The sequence below is a fragment of the Pseudomonas sp. NUPR-001 genome, assembly GCF_052147955.1.
Taxonomy (GTDB): Bacteria; Pseudomonadota; Gammaproteobacteria; order Pseudomonadales; family Pseudomonadaceae; genus Aquipseudomonas.
The window spans coordinates 3,093,109-3,108,943 of sequence record NZ_CP197353.1; the positions used below are offsets into that span (position 1 = coordinate 3,093,109).

Here is a 15,835-nt window from a genome sequence, read left to right on the forward strand (position 1 = left end):
CCTCTCCCCCTCACCCTTACTGCGCTGGCGGTGTAGTCGGTGGTGCTTCTTCAGTGACCCGCAGCAGCCCCCACAGTCCCGAGGCATTGCCATAGGCAGCATAGTCACGGAACAGGTAGTCGCCCGGTACAGCATTGCCGCCCCCGGCACTGGGCACCATGAAGCTGAAGTGCGCCGCCGGCAGCACGCTTTCCTGCGCGCCGATGAACATCGCCTGCGGGTTGAAGCCGAAGCGCACCGAACCGATCCCCGGCAGGTTGCTTGGGTAGCCGCTGACATCCTGCTTCTCGGCCTGGTAGTTATGCAGTGGCCACAGGTGACCATCGAGCTGGTAGGTGATGCCGCGGCTCCCCCCGGTCGGCATCAGCACGTGGTTGCGGAACGGTTGACCCGGCTTGGCCCACAGCACTGGCGTTTGTGGATCGCCACCGACCAGGGCGTTGCTGTAGGCCATGTGGGCGTTGGGTACATCGGCCCAGCCGTTGCCGTCGGCGTGCCCGAATGGCGCATCCGGAGCCAGGCCGAAGCGGAACCACAGCGGCTCGGTCTTGTAGTTGATGGCCATGTTCGAGTTGTCTTTCGGATCGCCCGGCACACCATTACCTTCCGTGGCGATACCTTCGACCGGCCGACCATCCGCCCAGCGCATGTTCAGTGAACGCTGCCAGAGGGTGGCGAAGTCGCGGTAGGCCGGCTGCCCGGGCACCTGCACGGTGGCCGAGGCACGGCTGGCACTGTCTTCGGTCCAGGTAGCGGTTTGCGGCACGATACTCATGCCACCGATCAGGCCCTTCTGCCCCTGCTTGATGACGTCGGCCGGGGTGATGTTGAGGCCGCCGAACTCGATGGCGGTGGTGTTGATGTTGTCCACCGCACGCCCGGTCTGCGTTACCGGTTTGCCTTCACGCTCCAGGTGCCCGGCATAGTACTGGTACACCTTGCTTGGGTAGGCACCGCTGCTACCGGCCCGTGGCGGTACGGTTTGCACCGGGTTCTGGCCGACGTTGACACCGTCAGACTTGGTGATGTCATAGGCCAGCAGTTGCGCATGCAGGCCAACGTGGCTGGATGGGCGCATCAGGTTGTTGTTGAACGCCGTGGAGCCCTCGCTGCCCTGACGATCACGCTTGACCACGTTCTGCATCACGGCGGTGCTTGGCAGGTCTGGCATCACCAACGGCAGGCGGTTCTCCAGGGTCACTTTCAAGCAATCGCCTGCTGCCGCACGCAGTACCAGCGGTTCGATCGGTACGCCGGGTTTGAGCTTGCCGGTAACCGGGTCGAGATCGGCTTTGCGCACGTACATGATCGCGGTCGGATCATGCAACGGACCGCTGTGACCACCGATGGTGAAGGTTTCACCGTCTTCAGGGTCGGTCACCGTCACCTGCGGGATGCTGGTGCGACGGCTGTTGTACACCAGGGTACCGCCATTGGCCTTGAGCGGCCCACCGACGTGCTGACCGACACCGCTTGGGTCGTTGATGCTGACCCCCAGTGGATTGCCCAGGATGTCGTTGGCCAGTGCTGCCACTATTTCATAGCTGCGTTGCACCGTTGCCCGGGTACCGATGCCGTTGGGGTTGGCGGTGAAGCGTGGGCAGATACCGTCGAACGCCACGGTGTTGCGCGCAGCCATCGGTTGCGGGTTGTTCGGCAAGGCGAACAGGTCGTTGCGTTGCGTGGTGTAGTTGCGCATTACCCCCCAGATCCCGTTCCAGTAACCTTCGTGGGCGGCATCGAGCGAGTACAGGTAGTCACCGTTAGGCGACGACGAGCTGGAGATCATCGACACCGGCGCCATAAAGCCCAGCTGTTCGGAGATACCCACCATCTGCGAGGATTTCCACCCCGAGTTGGAGCTGTTACCGAAGCCCGAGCCGTTCTGCAGCCACTTCACACCGTGCAGGGTTACGTTGTGCTCCTCTTCGTGGCCACCGGCGTGCATCCGCAGACGCACGTTGTCACCCGAGTAGGTACGCAGCATCGGCGTGAACGGGTCCCCTGCTTCGGCACCGCCCTTGTTGATGTGCGGTGGGAACTGGGTGGTGCCACCGGTCGGGCCAACCGCCGAGGTGATCAGCGCTGGCGACAGGTTCATCGCCGGGATTGCACGGTCAGTGCGGCTTTGCATGGCGAACGCCAGGTCGCCGCCCATGCCATCGGCCTGCATGCCGCGCTTGCCATCCGGGCCCACTTTGTTCGGGTCATAGACCCGCAGCGCCAGCGGCTCGTTGCGGTAGTTGACGACAAACATGCCAGGGTCATCCACCGATATGGCTTGCGGGCAAGGCCGCGATGGGCAGCCGGGGAACAAGCCACCACGCGATTCGACCACCGACTCCAGCAGGTTCGAGGCAGCCTGGCGTACAGGCGGGTTGATGGCGAAACGGAAGGTGTCGGCAGTGGCCGGGAACGCCTGGCCATTGGGGATACCATCAGGGCCTGCACCCACATACACCCCAGCTTCATAGGCATGCTGGAAGTCGCTGTACTCCAGGAAGAACTCACGGTAGCTGTCGTTACGACCGTCGCCATCGAGGTCGCCCGTTTTCACCACCGCTTGCCAGGAGGTCGGACCACCGTCCTGACGCAGCGCCGGGTTGTACAGCTGTTCGCCGGTTTCCGCGTGATACCAGGTCGACCCTGCAGGCTCGGCCAAGACAGTGGCATACAGCCCCAATTGTTGGTGAGTCGATGGGCCAAGGTGGTCGTGGGTAAAGATGGTGCCCAGGCCACGGTCGACGTTGTGCACGTTGACCACAGGGTCAGCGAACCAGCGCTGCATCGCCGTACGCGCGCCCAGCCAGTCGGCCCGGCCATAGCGACCGAAGAACGGGTGCGACTTGGCCACCGGGCACTCGGCACTGCCTTCGCGTGGATCACCGGTTGTGCATTCGTTGAATTCACGAATGGCCTCGATGCGTTCCACCACGGTACCGGGTGACAGAATGCCGTCTTCGTAGTTCCAGCCGTTGGCCGAACCATCGGCGGCCGTCAGGTCCCATTTTGGCAGGTGAATGTGCTGGCCGATCACGTCGGTCGGCGTGCGCACTTGATAGTCATCCATCTCGTAGAACGATGGAATCAGGTTGGTGTGCTGGTACATCGTGCAGTCGAAGGTGTTCATGCGCATCACCAGCGGCTCTGGTGGACGCTGTTTGTTGATCACCGGCCAAGCGTCTTCCCAGAGGGCGATGATGCGTGCCTGCGGGAAGTGGTAGCCGACTTTGTTGTACACCGCATCGAACTGGATGTTGGCGCCCTTGTAGATCCGTGGGTGGTCGGCAGTGAAGGTCGAGGAGCCGGTGAAGCTCATGCCATCCAGGCGCTCGCCACTGGCAAACTCGCCGAGGCCGGCGGCCACGGTCAGGCGCTTGGCGCGGTCGTCCATGCACGGTTCAAAGTACGGAGCGCCGGCCGTCGGCAATGCACCGTTGGTGCGGAAGTTGCGGGGCACGGTCTGATTGCCCGGCAACACGGCATAGCTGGGGTGTTCGAGTTTGGAGTGGAACTGCATCGCCGCTTGCTCGACGTCAGTACCCTCCTCCGGCAGGAACACGGCCTTGGCCTTGGTGATCTGCTTGGTGAAATCCAGCGCCGTGGTAGTGACATCGGCCGCACCACCGGCGGAGATACCATCCAGGGCATGGCGTGGCAAACCACCATCCCAGCCATCGACCTGGCCCGGATCAAGGTTGGCCCACAAGGCATTACCCGAGCTTTTCAGTGCTTGCGCCTTGGCCGGGTCAAGCATGTCCAACGGCGGAGTTGGCGGGCGCTGACCGACAGTGCTTTCAATACCACCGATCCAGAATGGGTAACCAGGGTTTTTCAGGCTGCCGTCGCCGTTGCGGTTGGCATCGGTACGGTCCACCAGGGCCACCGAGCCCACAGCGCGCGGAGCAGCGTCGTGATGACCGGAGTCGTCGTCGCCCTCTTCTTCGTCATCATCGTTTTCAGCCACCAGGGTTTGCGCCAGTTTTGGTATTACCGCAACTTTGCCAGGCATCGGTGCCATGGCTTTGCCAGGCAGCGGCACGATCGCGGGAATGGGAGTACCGGCGATGATTTCGCCGTCTGGCAAGGCGCGCGCACCGGTAGCGGGTTTGCCGCTGCGCAGGGCATACGGTTCACTGTGATAGCCATCGGCACCCTGGCTGGAGACTTCCAGGCGGGTACCCTCTTCGAACACGTCATGCACCCGCCACATGCTCCACATACCTTGGGCAAAGTGCGGATAGAAGTGGCAGTGATAGATGGCATCACCGGCTACGCGGTTGCGGTTGCCCGAGCCACCGTTGGCGATTTCGTAGGTGTAGCCCACACCCGGGCCAATGCCCTGGGCATCGACGTAGTCAGAATTGTCGTCGTTGGGGTTGAACAACCACTGATGGCCGTGCAAGTGAAAGATGTGCTGTTCGTGGCCATTGTGCGTGTTGCGGAATTTGACGAAGTCGCCGATGTAGCTGTGGTTGACGTTGGCCGGTTCTGACGGGAACAGTGCCATGGTGGCCTTGACCCCGACCTGGTCGGCGCTGGGAGTTTGCCCCGGGCGAATGTTTTCCAGGCCGACGTTGGCCGGTACATCCACCAGCATCGCCACGTCACCCACGGTGTGCGAGCTGAGGAAGAACTCTTCATAGGCACACGACAGGCAGTCGTGCATCGGCCCGACACCGAGGCGGTTGGCCACCACTTCGGCGCCCATGCCACCCGAACCGTAGTTGATCATGAACGAGTCGCGGGTCGGCTCCAGCACATGGCCCATTACTGGGTCTGCCCAATAACCGGGGAACGCTTGGGTGGCGGCGGCTTCATCGGTGAATTGCGCGGCAAAGTCGCGGAACGGCTCCAGGCGGTTGGGTATCGCCGGGTTACGCTTGCCGATACTTTCCAGCGGGTAGGTCGAGGCCGGAAAACTGCCATCGCTGTTAGGGCCCATGACCACCGCATCGGTTTCACTGGAGATGATCTCGCTGCCATCGACCATGGCGATGATCGGCGAGCCGGCCTTGCCTTCGCGGATCCACGGCTCGCGCTGTGGATAGCGGGCCTGATAGTCAACGATCGGCTGGCCGGTAGGGGCGCGGCCCGTGGTGGCCAGGCGCATTTCTTCTTCAGTCAGGGTGTTGCGGTAGGTACGCGCATTCTTCGGCAGCACCACCACCTGGCCAAACAGGCCGTTGGCGACGTTACCGGCACCGCCCTGGCCGCCAAAGGTAGCGCCCTGGCTGGTGGCGGCAAATGCACCTTCGCGCTCGGCGTACAGGGTGTAGCTGCGGCTACCGCCCGGGGCAATCAGGAAGTTGCCATTGCGCCCGCTATTGGCAGCAATATCACCAATGTTGTTGACCGCCTGCAGGCCGTTGACCTGAAAGCCGACATGACGGTCGGTCACCTGGTCATCGACGACAAAGCCATGCTCACCACCCTGTTCATTACCTTCGGCGCCTTCGTTCTCTTCGGCCTCGTTCTCTTCGCCTTCGTTTTCTTCTTCGTGGTCAATGCCGTGCTTGTTCGGGTTGGCCTGGTAGGCCAACAGGTTTTGCAGGTTCACCGTCAGGCAGTCGCCTGCCGCAACCCGCAGCACGATCGGCCGCGGACGCTTGTCCGGGCGCAACGTGACCTTGCCCGGTACCGCGGCACCGCCGTGGTCCAGCGACACTTGCTTGTCATCCACCACGTCGCGGCGCAGGGCGAACATCATGCCGTTGGCATTCTGAGCGCCGAGGCGGTTGAACATCAGTGGCTGATCCAGCGCCACCACGTTGGCTACCAGATTGCGCTCGCAGCGCACGGCAGCTTCGCTGTCTGATTGCCAGCCAAAGGTGGCGGCAGTGAACAGCAATGAAGTCAGGACTGAGCCTTTGATCGGAGTCTTCATGGCGTGCCTCAGGTGGTGCAAGTGGACTCTGAAGAGGCTTCAGCAAGCCTCATGCCATTCTTTTTTGTTCTTGTTTATCAACAACATCCCGCAGCGAATGAATCTCAATTGGGGCTTATTCCCCGTTATTCCCCACTATTCGGGGGTTGCCTGTAGGAGCGGGCTTGCCCCGCGATGCTGCGTCACTGACACACAGCAATCGCGGGGCAAGCCCGCTCCTACAGGGGGGCATCCATGGCCAGGCCCTGCAGGCGCCGGTATTGGCGCAGCACTTTCGGCACATAGCGTTGCGTTTCGGCGTACGGCGGCACGACCCGCCCACGGCGCATCACCGCATCGGGGCCTGCGTTATAAGCGGCCACCGCCAGGGTGATGTCGTTGTCGAACAGCGTGAGCATGCGTTTGAGGTAGCGCGCACCACCCTGCAGGTTGGACGCTGGGTCCAGTGAGTTCTTGACCCCCAATTCGCGTGCCGTGTCGGGCATCAGTTGCATCAAGCCGACCGCGCCGCTGGGTGACCGGGCATTGGGGTTGTAGCGCGACTCGGCCTGAATCACCGCATGCAGCAGCGCCGCCGGCAAGTCGTTGGCTTCGGCCGCCTCAGCCACCAGCTCGGCATACGGCATGCCGGTGATCAACTGCGCCTGGTCGCTACTGGCCACGCTGGTGGTCGCTTCGCTGATCACCCGTTGATAGGTGCGGCCGGGACGGTGGACGTTGGACAGCACGTAGCTGCCGTCGGCCTTGATAGAGATGAACACATCGGCCTGAACCGGATGCGTCCAGGCGAACCAGATAAACATTCCTGCAGTGAGCCAGTGCATGTTGCCACCCTCCCCGTTGCATTCCCCGAAAAGTGGGGCATATGCCCCGATTGCCGAGGCTTTTATCCACTGACGCAAGCACTGTGCCGCCTTGCCGGGCCCGTGGCGCAAAGGCTTGCCACAGACGCGCACGGCAATTGCATAAGCCCTTGCAGGCGTACGATGGAGGGCCTGGTCATGAATAAAAAAAAACTCGCGCAACAGGGATTCACCCTGCTCGAACTGCTGGTGGTGTTGGTGGTACTGGGGCTGCTCGCCGGTATCGTCGCCCCCAAGTACTTCAGCCAGCTGGGGCGCTCGGAGGCGAAAGTGGCCCGAGCGCAGATTGAAGGCCTGAGCAAGGCCCTGGACCTGTACCGCCTGGAGGTGGGGCATTACCCCAGTTCCGAGCAAGGCCTGCAGGCGCTGGTGAGCGCCCCCAGTGACGAGTCACGCTGGTCGGGCCCGTATCTGCAGAAGAAGGTTCCGCAAGACCCGTGGGGGCGCAATTACATCTACCGCCAACCGGGTGAAAACGGCGAGTACGACCTGCTCTCCATGGGCAAAGACGGTCAACCTGGCGGCGAAGGTGAAAACGCCGAGGTCACCAGCTGGCAGTAAGCAGAGGATCAGCACATGCGCTACGAGCTCAAGGCATTGGGGAAATCCGGGGTGGTGTTGCTGACGCTCGACGCCCAGGACGCCGGGCAAGCCCGCCTGCAAGCCGAGCAACAAGGCTTGCGGGTGGTCAGCGTGCGTAACTGCGAGCGCTTTACCCGCCTGCGCTGGCGGCGGGCGGAAACCTTTGACCTGGTGCTGTTCAGCCAGGAACTGACCACCCTGCTCAATGCCGGCCTGCCGCTGATCGACGCACTGGAAAGCCTGGCTGAGAAAGAAGCCGCGCCGCAGGCTCGCAAGACCCTGAGCGAACTGGTGCGCCTGCTCTATGAAGGCAAATCGTTCTCCCAGGCCTTGGGCCAGTTACCCAGTGTGTTCCCGGCGTTGTATATCGCCCTGGTGCAATCGAGCGAGAAAACCGGCGCCCTGGGCGATGCCCTGGGGCGCTATGTGGCTTACCGCCAGCGCATGGACGAAGTCCGGCAGAAGATCGTCAGCGCCTCGATCTACCCCTTGCTGCTGTTACTGGTCGGGGGTGGCGTGGTGCTGTTTTTGCTCGGCTATGTGGTGCCGCGTTTCAGCCTGGTGTTCGAAGGCCTGGGCACCGAACTGCCGTGGTTGTCGCGCTGGCTGATGCAGGCCGGGATGTTCTTGCATGCCAACCAGGCACCCATGGGGCTGGGCTTTCTTGGCTTGATCTGCAGCCTGTTCGTGCTGCGCCGCGACCCTCGGGTACGCCGCTGGCTGAACCGCCAGCTGGAGCGTCTGCCCGCTCTGCACCGGCGACTGGTGATGTATGAACTGGCGCGCTTCTACCGCTCGCTGGGGATTCTGCTGCAAGGCGGCATTCCGATTCTGACCGCCATGGAAATGGCCCGCGGGCTGCTCGGCGCCGCCGCCAAACAGCGCCTGGAATGCGCTTGCGAGCGGGTCCGCGAAGGGCTTTCGTTGTCTGCCGCGCTGGAAGCCGGGCAGTTAGTGACGCCAGTGTCACTGCGCCTGCTGCGCGCCGGTGAACAGTCGGGCAACCTCGGGCAGATGATGGAGCGCAGCGCCGACTTCTATGACGAAGAAATCAGCCGCTGGATCGAGTGGTTCGTGCGTTTGTTCGAGCCTTTGCTAATGACCTTTATCGGCCTGCTGATCGGCCTGATCGTGATCCTGATGTACATGCCGATTTTCGAACTGGCCTCCAGTATTCACTAGCGCTTTGAATACCCGCCTTGCGCTGTGCAACGTGACAATCCTGCGCGCTTGCTGTATAGATTCGGCCACCAAGGGGAGCCCGGCAACGGGCTGAGAAACCGCTGACAGCTGCAGCGCGGTGACCCTTCGAACCTGATCCGGATCATGCCGGCGAAGGGATGGGGATTGCCAACCTGCCTTTTTGCCGGTCTCACTGCGAGGCCGCCGATGTCTGATTTGCCTGGTCTCGCTGTCGCCCACTTCAAGGACAGCACCATGACCGAACGTTTCACCGAAGCCCTCCGCCGCCAGAGCGAACCGCGCTGGACGCAATCGATCGAGCACCGTTTCGTCAACGAACTGCTCGACGGCACCCTCGACGATGCCGTGCTGGTCAACTACCTGATTCAGGACCACCGCTTCATCGACGCCTTCCTGGCCTTGCTGGGGGCGGCGATTGCCAGTGCCGACAGCTTCGACGCTCGTATTCGTCTGGGGCGTTTCACCGGAGCGATCTCGGGTGAAGAAAATACCTATTTCCTGCGCGCGTTCGAGGCCCTGGGGGTTAGTGAAGCGCAGCGTCTGGAAGCACCCGACTCGGTACCGACCGCGGGTTTCAAGGCACTCATGCGCGAAGCTGCCGCAACCCGCTCTTATGCTGCCGCCCTGGCGGTGCTCAACGTTGCCGAAGGGCTGTACCTGGACTGGGCGCTGCGGGCGACAAAACCACTGCCGCCACGTTTCGAACATGCCGAGTGGATCACCCTGCACGACAACCCGGACTTTCAGGACTTCGTCGCCTTCCTGCGCGCCGAGCTCGATCGAGTCGGCCCGGCGCACGCGCAGATCAGCAGCGACTTCTTCCTGCGTGCCGTGGCGTTGGAGCAGGACTTTTTCGACGCGGCCTACGACATCAAGGGGTAACTCATGGACATCTTCGAACGCCTGAAACAGGCCGCCAGCAGCGACTGGAACAGCTACGTCGATCACGCCTTCGTTCGCCAGATGGGCGCAGGCACCCTCGCCCAACCGGCGTTTCGCAACTACCTGGTACAGGATTATCTATTCCTGATTCAGTTCGCCCGCTCCTGGGCACTGGCGGCGTACAAGAGCCGCACCCTCGACGACATCCGCGCTGCCCAGGCCGGGTTGGCGGCGATTCTCGATGAAACCGAGCTGCATGTGCGTCTGTGTCAGCGCTGGGGCTTGTCGCGCGAGGAACTGGCGGCAACGCCGGAGCACCAGGCCACCGTGGCCTACACCCGCTTTGTGCTGGATTGCGGCGCGGCCGGTGATCTGCTTGATCTGCACGTAGCCTTGGCGCCATGTGTCATTGGTTACGCCGAGATTGGTCGCAACCTGACCCCCGATGGCGTCGAAGCGCTGGCGGATCATCCGTACCGTGACTGGATTGCCGAATACGCCGGTGCCGGCTACCAGGGTGTGGCGACGGCGGCCCGTGCGCATCTGGATGACCTGGCGGCACGGACCATGACCGAGCGGCGCTTCGAAGAACTGGTGAAAGTGTTCGCCCAAGCCTCGCGCCTGGAAGCGGATTTCTGGCAGATGGGCCTGGATGCGGCCTGACGCTTAGCGATGGTGGGAGCGGGCTTGCCCCGCGATTGCGGTGTGTCAGTTACATCGTATCGCGGGGCAAGCCCGCTCCTACAGGCGTTTGATTCAATAGTCGTAGCGATCCACCGCCCGGCGCCGCTCGTTGTCGTCACGCCGGTCGTAGTTGGCGGTGGTCTGGATGTTGGAGTGGTGCGCCAGCTTCTGCGCAATCGACAGGTCGTGCTCTTCAATAACTCGGGTGATGAACGAGCGGCGAAAATCGTGGGGCATGATTTTTACCCCCACCTGGGTGCCACGCTGGCGGGCAATGTAGTAGATCGCATGTTTGGTGATGCGCTCGCGGGTAATGTGGCTGCCACGGCGGATGCGATTGAACAGGAAGTCATCATCAGCCTGCCCTTCGGGCAGTTGCTCACGGCGAAACGCTAACCAGGCGTTGAGTTTTTCGAAGGCCCAGGTCGGTGCGTACTTGATCAGCTGTTTGTTGCCTTTGCCCAGCACCTGCAGGCTGCGCTCATTGAAATCAACCTGGTTGAGGTCAAGGTTGACCGACTCTGATTTACGCATGCCGGTACCGTACAGCAAGGCAATTACCGCCGCGTCGCGCAGCCCTTGCGGCCGCGGGTCTGCCGCACAGGCATCCATCAGTTCACGGATCAAGCTGCGCTTGAGGTTGCGCCCGGCAGGCAAGCGCGTGCCCTGCGCCGGCTTGACGCTACGGATGCGCAGCAGTTGATCCTGGCTGATCAACCCCAGGCGCCAGGCTTCGTTCATCACTCCCCGCACCGCGTTGACATACAACGAAGACGTATTGGGGGCATAACCATCGGTGCGCAAGGCAGCCACCAGCGCCGTGACATGGCCGGGTTCGAGCTGGTGCCACGGCACCTCGGCAATGTCGCAATCCTCGAAGCCCAGGCGATCAGCGGCGTCCTGGAGGATGTACTTCATGGTCAGCTGACTGGACGGCGCCAGACGCGCGAGGTATTGCAACAAGGGGTTGTGCAGTGAATCGGACAAACCGGAAATCCTGTAAAGCGGAGCTTGGGCCGATAAAGCCCGTTTCATCACCAGGCCATTGATTGGCAAGCCACTCAGACCTGATACGCCCGCGCATAATACCTCATCCCCCACGTTGGAATCGATTGAGGGCAGGATGATGGCCATGCCAGTGGCAGCTTAAAGATGCCCTGGCAGCAGTCAGCGACTACAGTTGCTCAATACCTTTGCACCCCGAGCGCGTATGGCTTTTCATCGATTGACCCGTAGTCACCCACGCCTGACCGTCGCCACCCTGCTCGGCGCCCTCAGCGCCTGGCTGCTGCCGGCCAACGGCTGGGTCGAGCATGTACTGATCGGCTGGAACACCGGTGTCTGGCTTTATCTGCTATTGATTTTGTGGCTGACACTCGGTGCCAATGCAGACAAGGTTCGCAAAGTCGCCAGCATCGAAGACGAAAACGCCGGGCTGGTGTTGTTCACGGTCAGCATCGCTGCCATCGCCAGCCTGGTGGCAGTGATTCTACAGTTGGCCGCCGGCGCCCAGCTGGCGCAAGGCCCTACCGCCCTGCAATATGCCTTCACCGGCTTTACCGTGGCCGGCTCCTGGCTGCTGATCGGGGCCATTTTCAGCCTGCACTACGCCCACCTGTTCTACACCGCCGAGGCGGATAAGCCGCTGCTGCGCTTCAGCGACGGCGAGCGGCACCCGGACTACTGGGACTTTCACTACTTCTCGTTCACCCTCAGCGTGGCGGTACAAACCTCCGATGTCGGCGTGGCCGGGCGGGAAATGCGCCGTGTGGTGCTCGCCCACTCGCTGGTCGGTTTTGTCTTCAACACGGCGATTCTGGGCTTCACCATCAATATGGCGGCTGCCCTGATCCACTGAAATCATGGCCATCGAGCACCTGCGCCGCACAACGGGCAATGCGTTCGCAAGCCCGTTGCAAACGCTCGCTGTCGAGCACCAGGCCCAAACGCAAGTGCCCTGCCGCACTGGGACCGAAGGCGTCGCCAGCCAGTACCGACACGCCATGCTCTTCCAGCAGGCGCTCGGCAAAGGCCTGGGCGCCCAGGCCGGTTGCGCGGATATCAACCATCACGAACATCCCGCCGTCAGGCCGGTGCACGCTGATGCCGGGGCAACCGGCCAGGCTTGCGCACACGCGGTCACGCCGTTCGCGGTAGGTTTCACGCATGTGCCGAACCTGCGGCAAGTCGTGCTCCAGCGCCACCTGCGCGGCATCGAGGATGAAGTCCGGAAGACCGTAGAGCATGCAAAGCGCCAGGTTGCTCAGGTGTTCGCACAAGGCTGGCGGGCCAATCACCCAGCCGACGCGCCAACCCGACATGGCGTGGGACTTGGACAGACTATTGATGGTCGCGCAGCGCGCGGCCATACCCGGCAAGCTCGCCGGGCTGAAGTGCTCGCCTTCGTACAGCAGTTCGCTGTACACCTCATCAGAAATCAGCCACAGGTCATGCGCGATACACAGCTGCGCCAGGCGTTCCCAGGTGTCCCGGGAAAGACTGGCGCCGGAAGGGTTATGCGGGCTGTTGATCAACAGTGCGCGAGTCCTTGGTGTCAGGCGCGCGGCGACGTCTGCCGGGTCGACACGAAAACCGTTTTCCGGGCGTACCGGCACCGGCACCAGCCTGGCGGCGCAGGCGCCGAACACCGCTTCGTAGGTGACGTACATCGGCTCGGCGACAAGCACCTCGTCGCCCGCATCGAACAGGCACTGCGCCACGCCATACAGCGCGCATTGCGCCCCGGCCAGTACCACCACCTCGTGCGGGTCGACCACCTGGCCGCTGTGTCGCCTATGCCAGCGGGCGATCGCCTGACGCAAACCCAGGCTGCCACGCACATCGGAATAATGCGTGTTGCCCGCGCGCAGGCTGTCTATCGCGGCCTGGACAATGGGTGCCGGGGTATCGAAATCCGGGTCGCCGATCGACAACAAAAACACCTCACGCCCCTGCGCCTGCAATTCGAGCGCGCGGTAGTGAATGTTCCAGGCCGCAGCACCGTCACCGGCAATACGTTGGGTGAGCGTGGAATATCGCATGGCAGTCTCCTTGACTGATCCTGGGGCGCCATTGGTCTGAAAGTCCCAGGCGAGCATCCGGGCCGACTGCCGGTAAAAATAGCAGACCGGCGATGCCCCTATCGAGCAAACGTCGCGGGCAAACGTTTGCCGATTTCAGTTGTGCTGATCAGGCCCGACACCGGCAGACAGCACGGAGGAAAATGCATCAAAAAACTGTCATCACACGGGCAGACACTGGCGATTGCGGTGCTATGTTTAGGACTCCCGCCAGGTCAACCGGACCTGAAAGTACAGCTCTATCCGCTCACCCTGTTGTTCATCGCTACAAGGAGGCCGGAATGAACACACTGACGTTTCCCAACGCCTGCCAGGTGATGCGCTGGTATTTTCATCCATTGGGCTTTGAAGCCAGCATGGATGCTCCGCGCACAATGGTTGCCCGCTTGTTTGACCGGGCCACGGGTGAAACCCTGCTGGCCATCGCCGGGATTCCCTGTGCCACGCTGATGGCCGCTGCCGATGTCGAACGGATCATCGAAGCCGTCGAAGCCAGACTCGACAGCTTCGAGCCCTCCTGTAACCTGCGCGCTGCAGGCTGACCTCAGCTGACCTCTGCAGCCTGGCGTGCGCGCTCGATATCGGCGATGAAGCGCTCGGCCGGCATGGGCTGGCCGAGCAGGTAGCCTTGCAACGAATCACACCCCAGGCGGGTGAGGAAGTTCTGTTGCCGGTCGGTTTCCACCCCTTCGGCAACGATGCGCAAACCCAAGGCCTGGCCTAGCGCGACGATGGCCGAAACGATGGCGGCATCGTCGCTGTCCTGCTCCAGTTCGCGAACAAAGCCACGGTCGATTTTCAACTCATTGGCGGGCAGACGCTTGAGGTACATCAGGCTCGAATAACCGGTGCCGAAGTCGTCAATCGACAGGTCCACGCCCATGTCCGAAAGCTGCTGCAATACCGCCATGCTGGCGTCGGCATCATGCATGGCGGTGGTTTCAGTGATTTCCAGGGTCAGGCTGTTAGGCGGCAACTGATGACGCGCCAGCACCTTGGCGACGCTGTCGACCAGCCCGCTGTGGCAGAACTGGATCGCCGACAGATTCACGGCTATGCGCCAATTGCTGTAGCCCTGATCAATCCACACGCGCATCTGCCGACAGGCTTCGTCCAGCACCCATTCGCCGATTGGAATGATCAGCCCGGTTTTTTCCGCCAGGGCGATGAAACGGTCAGGCAGCAGCAAGCCATGCTGCGGGTGCTGCCAGCGCAGCAGTGCCTCGGCGCCGATCGGCTGGATATCCTGGGCGTCGAACTTGGGTTGATAGAACAGGCAGAACTGGTTGTCTTCCAGGGCGATGCGCAGGTCTTGCAGCAGCTGCAACTGCAAACGCGCGTTGCTGTTCATCGACACGTCGAAGAAGCTGTAGCCGTTCTTGCCGGCGCTCTTGGCGTGGTACATCGCCGCATCGGCATTACGCAGCAGTTCGTGTTGGTCGCTGCCATTACCCGGGTACAGGACGATGCCGATACTGGCCGAGATCTGCAGGTTTTGCTCGGCAACGCGGAACGCACGTGAGATCAGGTTGACCTGTTTGGCAGCCACCCCCAGGGCATCGGCCGCGTCTTGCATGTCCACCAGCAAGACAAATTCATCGCCACCGATGCGCGCCAGGGTGTCCTGGCTGTGCAAGTGGCCACGCAGGCGGGCCGCCACTTCCTTGAGCAACATGTCGCCCATGTGATGACCAAAGGCGTCGTTGACTGGCTTGAAGCCGTCGAGGTCGATGAACATCAGCGCAAAGCAACCGCCCTGCTCGGTGACCTTGTTGATCGCCTGGTCGATGCGGTCAGCCAGCAAGGTGCGGTTCGGCAGGCCGGTCAGGGTGTCGTGCAAGGCCAGTTGGGTCAGTTCCTGGTTGGCCCGGGTCAATGAATTGGCCAGTTCAGCAGTGCGCGCTTCCAGGCGCGCATCCAGCACCGAGGTCAGCAACGCCACGGCCAGTACCGCCAGGGTAGTGATCAACACCAGGTAATCGAGGTTATTGCCACTGAGGCCATTGCCCATCGCCCCGCAGAAACTGCCTTCCGGGAAGTTTGCCGCCGCCATGCCGGTGTAGTGCATGCCAACGATTGCCACCCCCATGACAATCGCCGCCAGCCCGCGGATCTGCCGGACGTAAAGCGTTTGCTGGCGCAGTCGGAAGGCAATCCACAAGGCCGCCGCCGAAGCACCCACAGCAATCAGCAATGACAAACTGAACAGCCAGGGGTCGTATTCGATACCCGGTTGCATCAGCAGCGCGGCCATGCCGGTGTAATGCATGCTGCTGATCCCTGCCCCCATGATCAGCGCGCCCAGACCCAGCTGCGTCCACGGCAGGCTTGGCTGGCTGACCAGCCACAGGGCAAAGCCTGAAGACAGGCCGGCAATCAGCAGCGAAAGCAAGGTCAGGGTCAGGTCGTAACCCAGCGGGATCGGCAAGCTGAAGGCGAGCATGCCGATAAAGTGCATCGACCAGATGCCAAAGCCCATCGCCAGTGCCCCGCCACACATCCACAGGTACACCGCCCGGCCCTTGGCAGTGGCAATACGCCCGGTCAAGTCGAGTGCGGTGTACGAGGCGAGGATGGCCACGCACAGCGAGATCAATACCAGCGAGGAGGAATAACTACCGATCAGCATTTGGCGTTCCACAAGCTTGAAACCG

11 protein-coding genes and 1 riboswitch are annotated in these 15,835 nt (G+C 62.2%); of the genes, 6 read left to right on the plus strand and 5 right to left on the minus strand.

Going from position 1 to position 15,835, the window contains the following annotated elements; genetic code table 11:
* Window positions 1–16: 16 nt before the first annotated feature.
* Window positions 17–5,887, minus strand: coding sequence for a manganese-oxidizing multicopper oxidase MnxG (gene mnxG / locus ACP6KB_RS13965; protein WP_442107356.1), 5,871 nt, complete (start codon window positions 5,885–5,887; stop codon window positions 17–19).
* A gap of 218 nt (window positions 5,888–6,105) precedes the next feature.
* Entirely contained in the window at window positions 6,106–6,711 is a 606-nt protein-coding gene (locus ACP6KB_RS13970; RefSeq protein WP_442107358.1) for a lytic transglycosylase domain-containing protein, read from the minus strand.
* 177 nt (window positions 6,712–6,888) lie between these two features.
* On the opposite strand from ACP6KB_RS13970, the gene gspG reads away from it, so the two are divergent.
* The 4 genes from gspG (at window position 6,889) to tenA (ending at window position 10,080) form a co-directional block, all read left to right on the plus strand.
* Window positions 6,889–7,311 (plus strand): type II secretion system major pseudopilin GspG, encoded by a 423-nt coding sequence (gspG, locus tag ACP6KB_RS13975; RefSeq protein WP_442107360.1) that lies wholly within the window; start codon window positions 6,889–6,891, stop codon window positions 7,309–7,311.
* A 15-nt stretch (window positions 7,312–7,326) separates the two neighbouring features.
* On the plus strand, window positions 7,327–8,514 hold the full coding sequence (locus ACP6KB_RS13980; protein ID WP_442107362.1) for a type II secretion system F family protein: 1,188 nt from the start codon (window positions 7,327–7,329) through the stop codon (window positions 8,512–8,514).
* Window positions 8,515–8,575: 61 nt separating this feature from the next.
* Window positions 8,576–8,690, plus strand: a riboswitch (TPP riboswitch).
* A gap of 79 nt (window positions 8,691–8,769) precedes the next feature.
* Window positions 8,770–9,417 (plus strand): TenA family protein, encoded by a 648-nt coding sequence (locus ACP6KB_RS13985; protein WP_442107364.1) that lies wholly within the window; start codon window positions 8,770–8,772, stop codon window positions 9,415–9,417.
* 3 nt (window positions 9,418–9,420) lie between these two features.
* Window positions 9,421–10,080 (plus strand): thiaminase II, encoded by a 660-nt coding sequence (gene tenA, locus ACP6KB_RS13990; protein WP_442107366.1) that lies wholly within the window; start codon window positions 9,421–9,423, stop codon window positions 10,078–10,080.
* A 93-nt stretch (window positions 10,081–10,173) separates the two neighbouring features.
* Here the strand turns inward: tenA and ACP6KB_RS13995 are convergent, their stop codons facing one another.
* Complete coding sequence (locus tag ACP6KB_RS13995) at window positions 10,174–11,136, minus strand: site-specific integrase (RefSeq protein ID WP_442107368.1); 963 nt, start codon at window positions 11,134–11,136, stop codon at window positions 10,174–10,176.
* A 175-nt stretch (window positions 11,137–11,311) separates the two neighbouring features.
* Between ACP6KB_RS13995 and ACP6KB_RS14000 the strand changes: the two genes are divergently transcribed.
* Window positions 11,312–11,959, plus strand: coding sequence for a DUF1345 domain-containing protein (locus tag ACP6KB_RS14000; RefSeq protein ID WP_442107370.1), 648 nt, complete (start codon window positions 11,312–11,314; stop codon window positions 11,957–11,959).
* Here ACP6KB_RS14000 and ACP6KB_RS14005 read toward each other — a convergent pair.
* A complete protein-coding gene (locus tag ACP6KB_RS14005; RefSeq protein WP_442107372.1) occupies window positions 11,931–13,142 on the minus strand; it encodes a pyridoxal phosphate-dependent aminotransferase in 1,212 nt (403 codons plus the stop codon). The genes ACP6KB_RS14000 and ACP6KB_RS14005 overlap by 29 nt on opposite strands.
* 320 nt (window positions 13,143–13,462) lie before the next feature.
* Here ACP6KB_RS14005 and ACP6KB_RS14010 point away from each other — a divergent pair, with 320 nt between their 5' ends.
* Entirely contained in the window at window positions 13,463–13,723 is a 261-nt protein-coding gene (locus ACP6KB_RS14010) for a DUF1652 domain-containing protein (RefSeq protein WP_442107374.1), read from the plus strand.
* Between the two features lie 2 nt (window positions 13,724–13,725).
* On the opposite strand, the gene ACP6KB_RS14015 is transcribed toward ACP6KB_RS14010, so the two are convergent.
* Entirely contained in the window at window positions 13,726–15,810 is a 2,085-nt protein-coding gene (locus tag ACP6KB_RS14015) for a putative bifunctional diguanylate cyclase/phosphodiesterase (protein WP_442107376.1), read from the minus strand.
* Window positions 15,811–15,835: the final 25 nt, after the last annotated feature.

Bases quoted from the DNA above. Each gene is read 5' to 3' on its own strand.
- ACP6KB_RS14015 (WP_442107376.1), bottom strand. From the start codon at position 15,810: ATGCTGATCGGTAGTTATTCCTCCTCGCTGGTATTGATCTCGCTGTGC.
- ACP6KB_RS14000 (WP_442107370.1), top strand. From the start codon at position 11,312: ATGGCTTTTCATCGATTGACCCGTAGTCACCCACGCCTGACCGTCGCC.
- ACP6KB_RS13970 (WP_442107358.1), bottom strand. From the start codon at position 6,711: ATGCACTGGCTCACTGCAGGAATGTTTATCTGGTTCGCCTGGACGCAT.
- gspG (WP_442107360.1), top strand. From the start codon at position 6,889: ATGAATAAAAAAAAACTCGCGCAACAGGGATTCACCCTGCTCGAACTG.
- ACP6KB_RS13995 (WP_442107368.1), bottom strand. From the start codon at position 11,136: ATGAAACGGGCTTTATCGGCCCAAGCTCCGCTTTACAGGATTTCCGGT.
- ACP6KB_RS13985 (WP_442107364.1), top strand. From the start codon at position 8,770: ATGACCGAACGTTTCACCGAAGCCCTCCGCCGCCAGAGCGAACCGCGC.
- mnxG (WP_442107356.1), bottom strand. From the start codon at position 5,887: ATGAAGACTCCGATCAAAGGCTCAGTCCTGACTTCATTGCTGTTCACT.
- ACP6KB_RS14010 (WP_442107374.1), top strand. From the start codon at position 13,463: ATGAACACACTGACGTTTCCCAACGCCTGCCAGGTGATGCGCTGGTAT.
- tenA (WP_442107366.1), top strand. From the start codon at position 9,421: ATGGACATCTTCGAACGCCTGAAACAGGCCGCCAGCAGCGACTGGAAC.
- ACP6KB_RS13980 (WP_442107362.1), top strand. From the start codon at position 7,327: ATGCGCTACGAGCTCAAGGCATTGGGGAAATCCGGGGTGGTGTTGCTG.
- ACP6KB_RS14005 (WP_442107372.1), bottom strand. From the start codon at position 13,142: ATGCGATATTCCACGCTCACCCAACGTATTGCCGGTGACGGTGCTGCG.